The organism is Sulfitobacter sp. D7 (assembly GCF_003611275.1).
Classification (GTDB): Bacteria; Pseudomonadota; Alphaproteobacteria; order Rhodobacterales; family Rhodobacteraceae; genus Sulfitobacter; species Sulfitobacter profundi.
The window spans coordinates 2,560,439-2,575,722 of the sequence record NZ_CP020694.1 but is presented as its reverse complement, the minus strand read 5'-3'; the positions used below and the strand labels follow the sequence as shown (position 1 = coordinate 2,575,722).

At 61.8% G+C, this 15,284-nt stretch carries 15 protein-coding genes; 12 read left to right on the top strand and 3 right to left on the bottom strand.

The genetic code is table 11. The features are described from left to right. Positions 1 to 131 precede the first annotated feature (131 nt). The 7 genes from B5M07_RS12450 to B5M07_RS12425 all read left to right on the top strand — a co-directional run bounded on the left by B5M07_RS12450 (position 132) and on the right by B5M07_RS12425 (position 5,919). Complete coding sequence (locus tag B5M07_RS12450; protein WP_120351544.1) at positions 132 to 1,664, top strand: acyl-CoA carboxylase subunit beta; 1,533 nt, start codon at positions 132 to 134, stop codon at positions 1,662 to 1,664. A 105-nt stretch (positions 1,665 to 1,769) separates the two neighbouring features. After that, positions 1,770 to 2,024, top strand: coding sequence for a DUF7218 family protein (locus tag B5M07_RS12445; RefSeq protein WP_067630224.1), 255 nt, complete (start codon positions 1,770 to 1,772; stop codon positions 2,022 to 2,024). A 32-nt stretch (positions 2,025 to 2,056) separates the two neighbouring features. Continuing rightward, positions 2,057 to 2,422, top strand: coding sequence for a DUF6497 family protein (locus tag B5M07_RS12440; protein WP_120351543.1), 366 nt, complete (start codon positions 2,057 to 2,059; stop codon positions 2,420 to 2,422). Between the two features lie 214 nt (positions 2,423 to 2,636). Beyond that, complete coding sequence (locus tag B5M07_RS19465; protein WP_162931863.1) at positions 2,637 to 2,777, top strand: hypothetical protein; 141 nt, start codon at positions 2,637 to 2,639, stop codon at positions 2,775 to 2,777. Between the two features lie 81 nt (positions 2,778 to 2,858). Beyond that, the gene (locus B5M07_RS12435; protein ID WP_067941107.1) at positions 2,859 to 3,206 is read left to right on the top strand and encodes a hypothetical protein; all 348 of its coding nucleotides are present in this window, start codon (positions 2,859 to 2,861) and stop codon (positions 3,204 to 3,206) included. Between the two features lie 322 nt (positions 3,207 to 3,528). Beyond that, entirely contained in the window at positions 3,529 to 3,735 is a 207-nt protein-coding gene (locus B5M07_RS12430; RefSeq protein WP_067630227.1) for a hypothetical protein, read from the top strand. A 138-nt stretch (positions 3,736 to 3,873) separates the two neighbouring features. Beyond that, positions 3,874 to 5,919 carry an acetyl-CoA carboxylase biotin carboxylase subunit gene (locus B5M07_RS12425; protein WP_120351542.1) on the top strand — a complete coding sequence of 682 codons (2,046 nt, stop codon included), beginning with the start codon at positions 3,874 to 3,876 and terminating at the stop codon, positions 5,917 to 5,919. A gap of 42 nt (positions 5,920 to 5,961) precedes the next feature. Here B5M07_RS12425 and B5M07_RS12420 read toward each other — a convergent pair whose 3' ends face one another. Further along, positions 5,962 to 6,417: a DUF4174 domain-containing protein gene (locus tag B5M07_RS12420; RefSeq protein WP_120351541.1), complete on the bottom strand. Its 456-nt coding sequence runs from the start codon at positions 6,415 to 6,417 to the stop codon at positions 5,962 to 5,964. Between the two features lie 165 nt (positions 6,418 to 6,582). On the opposite strand from B5M07_RS12420, the gene scpA reads away from it, so the two are divergent. From scpA to B5M07_RS12395, 5 genes are all read left to right on the top strand, one after another. Next, positions 6,583 to 8,724 (top strand): methylmalonyl-CoA mutase, encoded by a 2,142-nt coding sequence (gene scpA, locus B5M07_RS12415; RefSeq protein WP_120351540.1) that lies wholly within the window; start codon positions 6,583 to 6,585, stop codon positions 8,722 to 8,724. Continuing rightward, positions 8,724 to 9,245 carry a GNAT family N-acetyltransferase gene (locus B5M07_RS12410; RefSeq protein ID WP_120351539.1) on the top strand — a complete coding sequence of 174 codons (522 nt, stop codon included), beginning with the start codon at positions 8,724 to 8,726 and terminating at the stop codon, positions 9,243 to 9,245. The genes scpA and B5M07_RS12410 overlap by 1 nt, the downstream gene beginning before the upstream one ends. Before the next feature lie 52 nt (positions 9,246 to 9,297). Beyond that, positions 9,298 to 9,978, top strand: coding sequence for a molecular chaperone DjiA (locus B5M07_RS12405; RefSeq protein ID WP_120351538.1), 681 nt, complete (start codon positions 9,298 to 9,300; stop codon positions 9,976 to 9,978). Further along, positions 9,978 to 10,979 carry an endonuclease/exonuclease/phosphatase family protein gene (locus B5M07_RS12400; protein WP_120351537.1) on the top strand — a complete coding sequence of 334 codons (1,002 nt, stop codon included), beginning with the start codon at positions 9,978 to 9,980 and terminating at the stop codon, positions 10,977 to 10,979. The genes B5M07_RS12405 and B5M07_RS12400 overlap by 1 nt, the downstream gene beginning before the upstream one ends. Positions 10,980 to 11,056: 77 nt before the next feature. Beyond that, on the top strand, positions 11,057 to 11,422 hold the full coding sequence (locus B5M07_RS12395; protein ID WP_236627351.1) for a hypothetical protein: 366 nt from the start codon (positions 11,057 to 11,059) through the stop codon (positions 11,420 to 11,422). A 6-nt stretch (positions 11,423 to 11,428) separates the two neighbouring features. Here the strand turns inward: B5M07_RS12395 and B5M07_RS12390 are convergent, their stop codons facing one another. After that, positions 11,429 to 13,012, bottom strand: a complete 1,584-nt coding sequence (locus B5M07_RS12390; RefSeq protein WP_067626893.1) for a Ppx/GppA family phosphatase — start codon at positions 13,010 to 13,012, stop codon at positions 11,429 to 11,431. Between the two features lie 84 nt (positions 13,013 to 13,096). Further along, the gene (locus B5M07_RS12385; protein WP_067626891.1) at positions 13,097 to 15,271 is read right to left on the bottom strand and encodes an RNA degradosome polyphosphate kinase; all 2,175 of its coding nucleotides are present in this window, start codon (positions 15,269 to 15,271) and stop codon (positions 13,097 to 13,099) included. Between the last annotated feature and the right edge of the window lie 13 nt (positions 15,272 to 15,284).

The window sequence follows — 15,284 nt, the reverse complement described above, 5'->3', positions numbered from 1 at the left end:
TTAACTAGATTGTTTTGCAACTTTTCATTTTGCTTGGGTGCGCCTGCATTGATTTTGCAAATTTGCAAAATTGCTCTTTGGTCGGTTGCGCTCCTCCGATAGACTGGCCGAAATCACAATAGGGGTGCGTCATGAAAGACATTCTCGAACAACTGGAGCGGCGCCGCGAAGATGCGCGTTTGGGCGGCGGACAGGCGCGGATCGATGCGCAGCACGGTCGCGGCAAGCTCACCGCACGGGAGCGTGTCGATCTGCTGCTCGACGAAGGCTCGTTCGAAGAATTCGACATGTTCGTCACCCACCGCTGCACCGATTTTGGCATGCAGGATCAAAAGCCCGCAGGCGATGGCGTGGTCACCGGTTGGGGCACGATCAACGGCCGCCTCGTCTATGTCTTCAGTCAGGATTTCACCGTCTTCGGCGGCTCCCTTTCGGAAACCCACGCTCAGAAAATCTGCAAGATCATGGACATGGCGGTGCAGAACGGCGCGCCCGTGATCGGCATTAACGATTCCGGCGGCGCACGTATCCAAGAAGGCGTGGCAAGCCTCGCGGGCTATGCCGAGGTTTTCCAGCGCAACATCGAAGCCTCCGGCGTGATCCCGCAGATCAGCGTCATCATGGGCCCCTGCGCGGGCGGCGCGGTCTATTCGCCCGCGATGACCGACTTCATCTTCATGGTCAAAGACAGTTCTTACATGTTCGTCACCGGCCCCGACGTGGTGAAAACCGTCACCAACGAAGTCGTCACCGCCGAGGAATTGGGCGGCGCCTCGACCCACACGCGCAAATCCTCTGTCGCCGATGCGGCGTTCGAAAATGACGTAGAGGCGCTGGCCGAAGTACGCCGCCTCGTCGATCTGCTGCCCGCCAACAACCGCGAGAAACCCCCGGTCCGCCCCTTCTTCGACGATCCCAACCGGATCGAACCCTCGCTCGACACGCTGGTGCCGTCGAATGCCAACACCCCCTATGACATGAAGGAACTGATCCTCAAACTGGCGGATGAGGGCGACTTTTACGAAATCCAAGAGGAATTCGCCAAGAACATCATCACCGGTTTCATCCGTCTCGAAGGCCGTACCGTCGGCGTGGTCGCCAACCAGCCGATGGTGCTGGCGGGCTGCCTCGACATTGATAGCTCGCGCAAAGCGGCCCGTTTCGTGCGGTTCTGCGATGCTTTCGAAATCCCGATTCTGACCCTCGTGGACGTGCCCGGCTTCCTGCCCGGCACCGGTCAGGAATTCGGCGGCGTCATCAAACACGGCGCGAAACTGCTCTTCGCCTATGGCGAGGCGACCGTGCCGATGGTCACCGTCATCACGCGCAAAGCCTATGGCGGCGCCTATGACGTGATGGCTTCCAAACACCTGCGTTCGGATTTCAACTACGCATGGCCCACCGCCGAAGTCGCCGTAATGGGGGCCAAAGGCGCTACAGAGATCATCCACCGCAAGGATCTGAAGGATCCCGAAAAGATCGCCAAACACACGAAGGATTACGAAGACCGTTTCGCCAACCCCTTCGTCGCCGCCGAACGCGGTTTCATCGACGAGGTGATCCAGCCCCGCAGCACCCGCAAACGGGTCGCCCGCGCCTTCGCGTCATTGCGCAACAAAAAAGTGCAGACCCCGTGGAAGAAACACGACAACATCCCGCTCTGAGCACCATCATGCAGCTTCATCCTTTCTTAAATACCGATCCCACCGAGGCCGCGCGCGGAACCCTCGGCGGGCTGGGTGGTTTTCCTTGCAAAGGAGGGCCGGATCATGCCGAATTCATCAATCAAGGACGAAGAGACCTACAAGTCCCTGCGCGAGGATGGGGCGAGCAAGGAGAAAGCCGCCCGCATCGCCAATGCGCAGGCCAACGACAGCCAGCATCCCGGCAAGAAGGGGGGCAAACAGCCGCCCTACGAGGATTGGACCAAGGACGACCTCTACGACCGGGCGCAGGAACTCGGGATCGAGGGGCGTTCGGATATGGACAAGGACGCGCTGATCGACGCTTTGCGCAATCACTAGGCGCTCTGCTGCGCCGAGCTTGCCTGCCAGCTTTGCTGGCGGGGGGGCTCGCGTCTCCGGCACGGGCGATTGACGTTCCCTCGGGGCAAGTTATTGACTTGCAAGAGGTTCTTGTCGAGGAATTGGGCGGTGAGACTTGGCTTCGCTTTCGGTTCATTGCGCCGCAGATCGCCAAAGGGCCGGAGGCCATCGCCTATGACCTCGCCGCTCCAGACATGGAGCATCTCTGCGCGGTGGTCGCCCTCCCTTACATGACCGAACATGCGCTTGCGGGGCAGGTGATCGTCGTCTCCCTTGCTGACCGCCCGGTGGAATTCGGCGCGGCCGACCCCGAAGCGACCCAATATTTCGAAGCTTTCCGTGCCCAAGATGACGCTTGCATCTGGGAGGGTTTGTGATGCGCAGGCAAGATCTTGCAAGAATCCGCCGATCCTCCAATTGGAATGATGCTTTGGAGTCACAACGCGACCGATTGCGCTTGCAACCATATCCATTGCTATGTGAATCGCATATGATGCGGTCAAGGAATACCCACGTATCCCTTACCTCAGAACCCGGGCTTGGCCGGCATGTTGTCGCGTCAGGTTCATTTAACATTAATAGGAGATATACATGTCCAAGAGCATCAAGTTGCTGGCAGCTATCGGTTTCGTCGCAGCTGTTTCGGCCTGCGCACAGCAAGAAGAAGAGTTCGTCGTGGTTGAGCCCGAGCCCATCTCGGTCGAGCCCGTCTACACCGGCAAGTACAAATAATGCCGTTGCAGGGCAGGCGTTTGCGCCTGCCCTGATCCCAGCCACCCCTGCAACCGGGAGGGGTGTCTGATGCCCGCCTATATGCTAAAACACCGCGGGTTCCCCGGGCGACTGCCCGGCACCGATTTCCAATTCACAATTCGCCGTCCGAACCCCAAGGGGGTCACGCCCATCACCCGGCGTGAGCGTCGCCCTGACCGCCGCGCGCCTGACCGCCGCGCCGATGCCGCCTTTGTCAAAGCCCTGTGGGAAGCCTTTGGCGAGCATCCTTTCGAGCGTGGCAATCTGGATGCGGGCCGTCTGTCGTGGCTCTTTGGCCGCGAGGTGCTGCCGGCTACCGATCCCTTTGATCCCGCCGATTACGAAGCTTTGCTCGTGCTCGACGTGGCCGCAGCCCGTGCCGCCTTCCCCGAAGCTTTCGAGGGTTGATCGGCATGATGTCGCCCCGCCTCTACGCAGATCAGCACAGCCTTGCCGAAGTCCGGCCGCCTCAAAGGGCGTGCTTGGCGCTGGCGCAGGCTTGGGGCAGGTTTTGCGTGGCTGGCGGCGCGTCTTTTGCTCTTCGTGCCGTCGGACATGAAGACCATACCCCTTCCCCTAACGGGCAGCCGCTGCGCAACCGCGCCGCGCTGCCCGACTTTTCGGCGGGGTGGTTTTCGCGCCACAGGGCAACGGGCCGGAAAATTGACCGGGAACTTGTCAAACGGCAGGGCGTTGGTCGGACAGTAGATAGCAGTGAAGGAACAGGCACATGTCAATTCGTAACATCATTCTCGCGCTTGGCGCGACAGCCGGTCTTGCCGCATGTGGCAACACCATCGGCGAACAGGGTTTGGGCGGCGCAGCCGTGGGCGCAGGTGCGGCAGCCGTCACAGGTGGGTCGCTGGCGCAGGGCGCAGCCATCGGCGCCGCAGCCAACGTCGGTTATTGCCAGCTTAACCCCGGCAAATGTAACTGATCTCGCCCCATTAACCGCTCTGCCTGCCATCGGCGCGGGCAGGGCGGTTTCCCCCTCCATCTTTATCTCTACAGGCACCCGCGCAGCTATGGCTGACGCGGCATTTTGCGTGGCCTGTTACCGTCAAAGGAACTGCTGATGTTTGACAAGATCCTCATTGCCAACCGGGGCGAAATCGCCTGCCGCGTGATCAAGACCGCTAAGAAGATGGGTCTGACCACCGTGGCGATCTATTCCGATGCGGATGCGCAGGCGCTGCATGTGGAAATGGCGGATGAGGCCATTCACATCGGCCCGCCCCCCGCGAACCAGTCCTATATCGTCATCGACAAGGTGATGGAGGCCGTGAAACAATCCGGCGCGCAGGCGGTCCATCCGGGCTATGGTTTTCTCAGCGAAAACAGCAAGTTTGCCGAGGCGCTTGACGCTGTTGGCGTGGCTTTCGTCGGCCCGCCCGTTGGCGCCATTGAAAAGATGGGCGATAAGATCACCTCCAAAAAGATTGCTCAGGAGGCGGGTGTCTCGACCGTGCCGGGCTATATGGGTCTGATCGAAGACGCCGACGAGGCCGTGAAAATTTCGAACGAGATCGGCTACCCGGTGATGCTCAAAGCCTCGGCTGGCGGCGGCGGCAAGGGCATGCGGATCGCTTGGAATGATGAAGAGGCCCGCGAAGGTTTCCAATCGTCCAAGAACGAAGCGGCAAACTCCTTTGGGGATGATCGGATTTTCATCGAGAAATTCGTCACCCAGCCCCGCCACATTGAAATTCAGGTGCTCTGCGACGCGCATGGCAATGGTATCTATCTGGGCGAGCGGGAGTGTTCGATCCAGCGCCGCAACCAAAAGGTCGTCGAAGAGGCACCGAGCCCCTTCCTTGATGAAGAGACCCGCAAAGCCATGGGCGAGCAGGCCGTCGCACTGGCGCAGGCCGTGGGCTACACCAGCGCGGGCACGGTGGAATTCATCGTCGATGGCGACAAGAATTTCTACTTCCTTGAGATGAACACCCGCCTTCAGGTGGAGCACCCGGTCACCGAACTGATCACCGGTGTTGATCTGGTCGAGCAGATGATCCGCGTCGCCAATGGCGAGAAACTGTCGATCACCCAAGATGACGTGACCCTGACCGGTTGGGCCATCGAAAACCGGCTCTACGCCGAAGACCCTTACCGTGGTTTCCTGCCGTCCATTGGCCGTCTGACCCGCTACCGCCCGCCGCAGGAAGTAGCCGCAGGGCCGCTGCTGGAGCAAGGCACATGGCAGGGCGATGCACCCAGCGGCGAGATGGCCGTACGCAACGATACCGGCGTCTTTGAGGGCGGCGAAATCTCGATGTATTACGACCCGATGATCGCCAAGCTTTGCACATGGGCCCCGACCCGCGAAGAGGCGATTGAGAAGATGCGCGTGGCGCTCGACAGTTTCGAGGTTGAGGGCATCGGGCATAACCTGCCGTTTCTCTCTGCCGTGATGGATCACCCGAAATTCGTCTCGGGCGAGATGACCACCGCCTTCATCGCCGAGGAATATCCCGAAGGTTTCGAGGGTGTGACCCTGCCTGAGGGCGAGCTGCGCCGCATCGCTGCGGCCTGCGCTGCGATGCACCGCGTAGGCGAAATTCGCCGCGCGCGTGTCTCGGGCCGGATGGACAACCACGAGCGCAAGGTCGGCAGCGATTGGAACGTAAAGCTGCAGGGCGAGAGTTTCGACGTGGTCACCAAGGCCGATCCCGAAGGGGCGACGGTGGCCTTTGGCGATGGCAGCGAAATGCGCGTCAGCGGCGATTGGACACCGGGTGACCAACTGGCCGAAATGACCGTCGATGGCGCGCCTCTGGTGCTGAAGGTTGGCAAAATCTCTGGCGGCTTCCGTATCCGCACCCGCGGAGCGGATCTGAAAGTCCATGTCCGCACCCCGCGTCAGGCGGAACTGGCGGCCCTCATGCCCGAGAAACTGCCGCCCGACACCTCCAAGATGCTGCTCTGCCCGATGCCGGGTCTGGTGGTGAAACTCGACGTGGAAGTGGGCGATGAGGTCCAAGAGGGCCAAGCGCTCTGCACCATCGAGGCGATGAAAATGGAGAACATCCTGCGCGCCGAGAAGAAGGGCGTGGTGAGCAAGGTCAACGCTGGCGCGGGCGACAGCCTTGCGGTGGACGATGTCATCATGGAGTTCGAATAGGGTGCGATGCGCTGGCGATCAGGGCGGGCAGGGCGCGGGGCATCAACGGATGACGTCGCGCTCCTTTGCCTCTCTGATTTCACGCTGGCGCAGCGGCATCTTGTCGATGCTGCGGGTGATCTCGCGCACGTCCCATGGAAAGGGTTTGCGCAGCTCGATTTGGCCTTCCTTGTCGACCAGCACCAGCATGAAGCCCCGCGGGCGCATCCGCAGCCTCAGAGCACTGCGCGCGGCAGGGTCGGTATCGGTCAGCACGATGACATCACGCAACCGCAACTCTTCCTCGCGGTCGCGGAGGTATTCCATCTGCGCGACATATGCCGGATCGTTCTCGGAATTGGCAAAGACCAGAACGGGCCGCTTTTTCCATTGGAAGGCGCTGAGATCGGCCATATCGGCGGGCAGGAACAGCGGATCCTCCATCGGGGTATCGGCCCCTTGGGCAATCGCTGTGCTGGCGATCAATCCTGCAAAAACTAGTGAGATCAAACGTTTCATCAAGGCTCCTGTCCCTTCAGATATAGGGGGCCTGTACCATTTTGCGAAGGGCAAAGCGCCGCAGGGGGCATTTATCCCCGTGAGGGCGCGCCCCGTGACAATTCAGCCGCCGGTGATGCGCAGGCCCATGCCTGCCGCCCGGCGTTAAGGGAGAAGGACAAGCATATGACATCCGACCAAAAGGACGCCAAGACACGCTGGCAGGAACTGGCCACGGGCGAATTGCGCGGACGCAGCCTTGATGATCTGACATGGAAGACGTTGGAGGGGATCGACGTACAACCGCTCTATACCGCCGACGACGTGAACGGGCTGGAGCATCTCGGCAGCATTCCCGGCGAAGCGCCATTTACGCGCGGCGTAAAGGCAACGATGTATGCGGGCCGTCCTTGGACGATCCGGCAATATGCGGGTTTTTCGACGGCTGAGGAATCCAACGCCTTTTACCGCCGCGCGCTGGCCGCCGGGCAGCAGGGTGTTTCGGTGGCCTTTGATCTGGCAACGCACCGGGGCTATGACAGCGATCACCCGCGCGTTGAGGGCGATGTCGGCAAGGCCGGTGTGGCCATCGATTCGGTTGAGGATATGAAAATCCTCTTCGACGGCATTCCGCTGGATCAGGTCTCGGTCTCCATGACGATGAACGGCGCAGTGATCCCGATCCTCGCCAATTTCATCGTCGCGGGCGAAGAGCAGGGCCATGACCGTGCCAAGCTCTCGGGGACGATCCAGAATGACATCCTCAAGGAATTCATGGTGCGCAACACCTATGTCTATCCGCCGGAACCGTCGATGCGGATCATCGGGGACATCATCGAATATACCTCGGATCATATGCCGAAGTTCAACTCGATCTCGATCTCGGGCTACCACATGCAAGAGGCGGGCGCGAACCTCGTGCAGGAACTGGCCTTCACCATCGCGGACGGGCGCGAATATGTGCGCACGGCGATTGCGGCGGGCATGGATGTGGACCGTTTTGCACCGCGCCTGAGCTTCTTCTTCGCCATCGGCATGAACTTCTTCATGGAGGCCGCCAAACTGCGCGCCGCGCGTCTACTTTGGTCGCGGGTGATGGAGGAATTCGAGCCGAAAAACCCCAAGTCGTCGATGTTGCGAACTCATTGCCAAACCTCCGGCGTGAGCCTTGCCGAGCAGGACCCCTACAACAACGTCGTGCGCACGGCTTACGAGGCGCTTTCGGCGGTGCTGGGCGGCACCCAGTCGCTGCACACCAACTCACTGGACGAGGCCATTGGCCTGCCCACGGAACACTCCGCCCGTATCGCCCGCAACACCCAGCTGATCTTGCAGGAAGAGACTGGCATCACCAATGTCGTCGACCCGCTGGCAGGCAGCTACTACGTCGAGAAACTGACCGCCGATCTGGCCGAGGCCGCGTGGAAGCTGATCGAAGAAGTCGAGGAGATGGGCGGCATGACCAAGGCCGTGGCCTCTGGCATGCCGAAGCTCAGGATCGAGGAAGCCGCGGCGCAGCGTCAGGCGGGCATCGACCGCGGCACCGAGGTGATCGTCGGCGTGAACAAATACCGCCGCGACAAGGAAGAGCCGATCGACATTTTGGATGTCGACAACGTCAAGGTCCGCGCTGGTCAGGTGGCGCGGCTGGAGCGTATCCGGGCCGAGCGGGACGAGGACGCCTGCACCGCCGCATTGGCAGAACTGACACGGCGGTCCGCCGAGGGCGGCAACCTGCTCGACGCGGCGGTCGAAGCCGCCCGCGCGCGCGCCACAGTGGGAGAGATCAGCATGGCGATGGAGAAAGAATTCGGGCGGCACCGGGCCGAGGTCAAAACCCTCTCAGGCGTCTATGGCGCGGCCTATGAGGGCGACGCGGGCTTTGCCGATATCCAGAAATCGGTCGATGAGTTCGCCGAGGCCGAGGGCCGCCGCCCGCGCATGCTGGTGGTCAAAATGGGCCAAGACGGGCACGATCGCGGGGCCAAGGTGATCGCCACCGCCTTCGCCGATATCGGCTTTGACGTGGATGTCGGCCCGCTTTTCCAGACCCCAGCCGAAGCGGCGCAGGATGCGGTGGACAACGACGTTCATGTTGTCGGCATCTCTAGCCAAGCGGCGGGGCACAAGACATTGGCACCGCAGCTTATTCAGGCGCTTAAAGATGCGGGGGCCGAGGATATTCTGGTGATCTGTGGCGGGGTCATTCCGCAGCAGGATTACAAGTTTTTGGAGGACGCGGGCGTCAAGGCGATCTTTGGCCCGGGGACGAATATCCCGACGGCTGCGCAGGATATCCTCAAGCTGATCCGCGAGACCCGGAAGTGATGCAGGCTGAAACGGGCGCGGTCCAAACGGGCCGCGCGATCCGCCTCGCAGAGCGGCGCGATGCCGCTGCCGTGGCGGGCCTATGGAACGGCATGATCCGCGACAGCCTCTCGACCTTTACCACCGACGAAAAGATGCCAGAGGATATCACCGCCCTGATCGCCACCCGCGCCGACGCCTTTTGGGTGGCCGAAGACTCAGGGCAAGTCATGGGTTTTGTCACCTACGGCAGCTTTCGCGGCGGTCCGGGCTACGGCGCGACGGTCGAACATAGCATCGTGCTGGCGGACGCGGCACAGGGGCAGGGGCTGGGCCGCGGCCTGATGACGCGGGCGGTCGAGGCGGCAGCGGCGCAGGGCCATCACGTCATGGTTGCCGCGATCAGCAGCGCCAATCCGGGTGCTGTGACTTTCCATGAAAAACTGGGCTTTGCGCAGGTGGGCCGGATGCCCGAAGTCGGGCGCAAACACGGGCAATGGCTTGATCTGATCTTGATGCAAAAAACCCTGTCAGCATCCTGACTTCCCCGGTGCCAGCGGTTAAGCTGGGGGCCGAATACCAAAGGGTCAGCCCATGTCGATCTGGACGCGCATCTCCGAAGCTTTGTCAGCCCTCACCGCGGGCGAGGGGCTGTCGGCTGTCTTTGACCGTCTGCGCAGCCCGCCTGAACGCTCGGTCGCCTTTACCATCGCAGTCATCGCCTTGGGCGCGAAGATGGCCAAGGCCGATGGGCTGGTGACCCGCGACGAGGTGACGGCCTTTCGCGAGGTCTTCCAAATTGCCGAAGGGGATCAGGACGGAGCGGCGCGGGTCTTTAACCTTGCGCGGCAGGATGTCACCGGGTTTGAGGAATACGCCAAACGCATCGCCAGCATGTTCAACGACCAGCCCGAGATGCTGCATGATCTGATGGAGGGGTTGTTTCACATAGCCATGGCCGATGGCGTCTATCACCCGAATGAAAACGCCTTTCTCGAAGATGTGGCTGCGATCTTTGGCATGGGAGAGGAGGCTTTTGCCTCGCTCAAAGCGCGGTTCGTGCCCGACAGCTCGCCCCTGCCGCGCACGGTTCTGGGCATCGGCCCCCATGCCACGCTCGAAGAAGCCCGCAAGGCGTGGCGGCGGCTGGTACGCGAAAACCATCCTGATGCCTTGGTGGCGCGCGGCTTGCCACAGGAGGCCATCAAGATGGCCGAGAAACGCATGATCGACATCAACCGCGCGTGGGAAACGATCTCGGGCAAACACGCTTGATGCGCATCGCGACCTACAATGTTGAGTGGTTCGCGAGCCTTTTTGACGATGACAATCAGCTCTACGACGACGGTGAATGGTCTTCGCGCTATCAGGTGACCCGTGCGCAGCAGACGGCTGCTTTGGGGCTGGTTTTCGGCGCGCTGGATGCCGATGCGGTGATGGTGATTGAGGCGCCGAACCACGGGCGGCGGCAGTCCACCGTGGCAGCGTTAAAGCATTTCGCCGCGCAGTTTTCCCTCCGCGCGCGGGAGGCCGTCATGGGGTTTTCCAACGATACAGAGCAAGAGATTGCACTGCTTTATGACCCCGATAAGCTCACCGCCCGCCACACGCCGCAGTCGGCAGCAGGTGCTCCGCGCTTTGACCAGACGTTGCGGATTGATCTTGACGTAGACGCGACTGAGGATGCCGTGGTCTTCTCCAAACCGCCGCTTGAGTTGGAGGTGACCACGAAGACCGGCTTTGCCTTTCAGGTGATCGGCGCGCATCTCAAATCCAAAGCGCCCCATGGGGCCAAGTCGGAGGCCGATGTGCTGCGCATCGCCATCGCCAATAGGCGCAAGCAATTGGCTCAGGCGATCTGGCTCAGGCGGCGGATCGATGCGCATCTGGCGGCAGATCGGCCCGTGATGGTGATGGGTGATTTGAACGACGGGCCGGGGCTGGATGAGTTCGAGAGCCTGTTTGGGCGGTCTTCGGTCGAGATTGTGCTGGGGGAGGGGGCGGCAGCGCTCTTTGACCCGCATGCCAAACAGGCGCTTAGCCGACGGTTGGGGGCCGCGCCTACCAGCGCGCGGTTTTGGATCGCACCAGAGGAACGTTACCTTCAGGCGCTGTTGGATTACATCATGGTCAGCCCGCAACTCTGTGCTCGCGATGCCCGCTGGCGGATTTGGCACCCGATGGATGACCCCGCTTGCTGGCAAAATGTGGCCCTGCGCGATGCGCTTCTTGCGGCGTCGGATCACTTTCCGGTCACGCTGGATGTCGACCTTTAGGCGGGCTTGTGCCCGTGCATCGGCAGAAGACTAGAAATCCCGAACGCGCCGCCTACATCAATTGCATGACACGTTTCATGCCCCTTATCGCCCTTTGCACGATGCTACCGCTTGCGGCCCACGCACAAGAGGACACCGAAGAACGCGGCCTCGGCTTGATGGAGCGCGGCGCGCAGATGTTCATGGACGGGATCATGGATGAAATGGGCCCGGTCATGGAGGGTTTCGAAGGCTTTAGCGAAGCCATGCGCCCCGCCCTGCGCGATTTTGCGCGCGAGATGGGGCCGAAGCTGACGGAACTGCTGGATGAGGTCGAGGACTGGAGCGCATACCAAGCGCCCGAGATGCAGCCCAACGGCGATATCATCATTCGCCGCAAGCCGGATCATCCGATGGTGCCACCAGACACGCCGACAGAGCCTGCCCCCCAGATCGACCTGTAACCCGGGCTATTTCGGAGGGCGTTTGCCGGTGCGCACATGGACTTCGGCGTCAAGCGATTTGGCGAGCGAGTTCAGTCGGGCCTCTGCGACCTCACCGAAGAGCGGCACCATGTCGGGGGTGAGCCACAGTTCCAACTGCTTTTTCTTGGGGAACCAGCGCAATTCGCCGCGCTGTTCGCCCTTGTCCATCCAGAGCATCGCACCAAAGCGCATGGCCTTGCCAAGGATCTCGGCCTCCAGACGGGTCTTTTCGTCGACCATCTCATAAAGGTCTTCGAACCGGGTATTTTCGCGTTTGTTGGAATAACGGTGCAGCAGCGCCAGCCCCAGATAAATCCGCTCCGCGTGTTTGAGCCCGCCAAGGTTGGCGCGGGTGGCGTTGTCAAAACAGGTCTCGGCCCGGTAGTCGGGATGCGCGCGCCAGCTGACGTCATGCAGGAGGCAGGCCGCTTTGACCAACCGCCTGCGCGCATGCGGGGCAGAGCGGTAGAGCGGCAGGATGAAGTTATAGAGCACCTTACCAAAGCCGGGCATCCGCGCGTCTTTGGCTTCGGCGAAATAGCAGGCCTCGATCAGCGGATCACGGTCGCGCAGGCGTTGCGGCATTTGCTCATAGAGCATGCCTTCGCGGATGCCGTAGCTGGAAATGGCGATGTCTTTGGGGCGGAAGGTTTTGACCAGACGGCTCAGCACCTCAGCGGCGTAGGGCACCAATGACATCCGGCTCGACGACACGCCGCAGGCGCTGCGCAACTCTTCCAAATCAGAGGCTTGGATGAACTTCACTGTCTCCCGGACCGAGGTCACGGTCATGCGGTATTCATGCAGAACATGCAGCGGATAGCCGCGGCGGTACATGTCGATCCGCGCGATGGCGCGCCACGAGCCGCCCACAAGGAACAGCCGGTCGCGCTGGTTGCCCATCTTTTCCTGAAGGCCGGTGATGACCTCTTTGATATGGGCGTGCCGCCCCTTGGCACCGCCCTTGAGATCGCGCAATTTCAGCGGCCCGAGTTGCGAGGTCACCCGCCGCCCGACACGCCCACCAGAGATTTCTGCCAGTTCCATCGACGAGCCGCCGATGTCGCAGACAAGGCCGTATGCGCCAGGCCAGCCCAGCAGCACCCCTTGGGCCGAAAGCCGGGCCTCTTCCTCGCCGTCGATCACCCAGATGCGCAGGCCGGTTTCGCGCAGCACATCGGCGCAGAACTCGCGCCCATCGCTGGCATCGCGCACCGCTGCGGTGGCAACGACCGTGAGTTCCGACAGGCCCATGCCATCGGCCAGCTTGCTGAACCGGCGCAGCGCCGAGAGGGCACGGGCGCGGCCTTCGGGCGACAAGTGGCCCGTCTCAGACATGCCAGCACCCAAGGCGCACATGATCTTTTCGTTATAGAAATAGGCCGGAGAGCGCGCCGCGCCGTCGAACACCACAAGGCGGACAGAGTTCGAGCCCACATCCACCACGCCCACCCGCGCCAGCGCGCGCGCACCCGGATCCTGAAACAACGGTTTCGCGAAAAGGCCCAGTTCCGCCACGCCGGTCTCAGGGACGGGGGCGGCTCGGGAAGGGTCGGTCTGGTCTGCCATCAATGCTCCTGCGGGCCATCCGTTTGAAGGGATAATTGGCGCAGGGGCGCGGTGAGGTCAATTGCTAACGGACCTCTCCATAGGTCAATCCTCGGTATGGGTCAGCTTGGGCACATCCGACGCCCCCGCGCTGCCGCGCCCCGAGAGCGAGGGGTTTTCCATAAAGAAGCGGTGGCAGTTAAACGCGAACGTCCCCTCCGGCACGGCGGGCCGGGTGAATTTGCCATCCGGCCCCATGACCCAGCTTTGCGCCACGTCAGCCAGATTGGCCGCCATGATCTGGCTGGTGATCTGTGCCTTGACGGTCGGGTTCTCGATCTCAACCAAAGTCTCGACCCGGCGGTTGAGGTTGCGGCCCATCCAGTCAGCGGAAGACATGAAAACCCGCGCTTTTTTATGCGGCAGCCCGTGGCCGTTGCCGACACAGACAATGCGGCTGTGTTCCAGAAAACGGCCAATGATGGATTTGACGCGAATGTTGTCCGACAGCCCCTTAACGCCGGGGCGCAGCCCGCAGATGCCGCGAATGACAAGGCTGATCTCCACCCCCGCTTGGCTGGCATCATAAAGCGCGTCGATCACCTCGGCGTCGATCAGGGCGTTCATCTTGGCCCAGATCACGGCAGGCCGCCCGGCGCGGGCATGGTCAGCCTCGGTGGCGATCATCTCAAGCAAGCGAGGCTTGAGCGTGGTGGGGGAAATGGCGAGGTTTTCCAACTGCTCAGGCGGGGCATAGCCCGACAGGAAGTTGAAGACTTTCGTGGCATCGCGCCCAAGGCTCGAGTCGCAGGTGAAAAGCGACAGATCCGTATAGATCCGCGCGGTGATCGGGTGGTAGTTGCCGGTGCCGTAGTGGGTATAGGTCACCAGTTGATCGCCTTCGCGGCGTACCACGGTCGAGATCTTGGCGTGGGTCTTGAGGTCGAGAAAGCCATAGACCACATGCGCGCCCGCGCGTTCCAAGCGGCGTGACTGGCGGATATTGGCGGCCTCATCAAAGCGGGCTTTCAGTTCAACCAAGGCGGTGACGGATTTACCATCCTCGGCAGCCTCGCAGAGCGCGCTGACAATCGGGCTGTCGCGCGAGGTGCGGTAGAGCGTCTGTTTGATCGCCACCACGTCGGGATCCCGCGCCGCTTGGGCAAGGAAGCGCACCACCATATCAAAGGTCTCATAGGGGTGGTGCAGCAGCATGTCCTTTTGCCGGATCGCGGCGAACATATCGCCATCGTGGTCGCTGACGCGCTCGGGCACGCGCGGGGTGAACTGCGGCCACAGAAGGTCGGGCCGGGCGTCGGTCACCAGTTTCGACAGATCGGCGATGCCGAGCATGCCTTCGATTTCGATCACGTCTTGGGGCCGCACGCAAAGTTCGCGCATGACGACGGATTTCAGCTTTTCCGGGGCGCCCGCGGAATGGGTCAGCCGCACGACTTCACCGCGGCGGCGGCGTTTCAGGGCGACTTCGAACTCGCGCACGAGGTCTTCGGCCTCGTCTTCGACCTCAAGATCGCTATCGCGCAGCACGCGGAATTCGAAATGCGCCTTGAGTTTGTAGCCCGGAAAGAGGTTGGGGATGTTGATGATCAGCAGGTCTTCGAGCGGCAGGTAGCGCAGGCAGCCGTCGGGCGCGGGCAGGGGTACGAAGCGGTCGATCTGGCCGGGGATCGGCAGCAGTGCTTGCAGGGGGCGTTTGTCGCGGCTGCGTTCCAGTTGCAGCGCCAGCGCATAGCCGGTGTTGGGGATGAAGGGGAAGGGATGTGCCGGATCAATCGCCAGCGGCGACAGCACGGCGAAGACTTGGTTAAGAAAGACCCCTTCGAGATGTTTGTGGTCCGCCTCGGTCAGGTCGGCGGCACGTTCCAGCATGATGTTCTGCGCGTCCATCTCGGTCATGAGGTCAACCAGCACACGCTGTTGGGACATCATCAGGTTGCGGGCGTCTTCGTTGATCAGCACCAGTTGCTCACCGGGGCTCAGCCCATCGGCGGCGGCGGTGGTATTGCCCGCTTGGGCCAGTTCGCGCAGCCCCGCGACCCGCACGGTATAGAACTCATCCAGATTGGTGGCTGAAATCGACAGAAAACGCAGCCGTTCCAGCAGCGGCACGCGCGGGTTCTCGGCCTCTTCCAGCACCCGCCAGTTGAAGTCGAGCCAGCTTAGCTCACGGTTAAAGAAACGGCCCGGCCCGGCGGTATCAAGCTCGGGCAGATCGGTGGCGGGCGGAAAGGGCGCTTGCAGGAAATCAGCTTGGGTCATGCGGACCTCATGA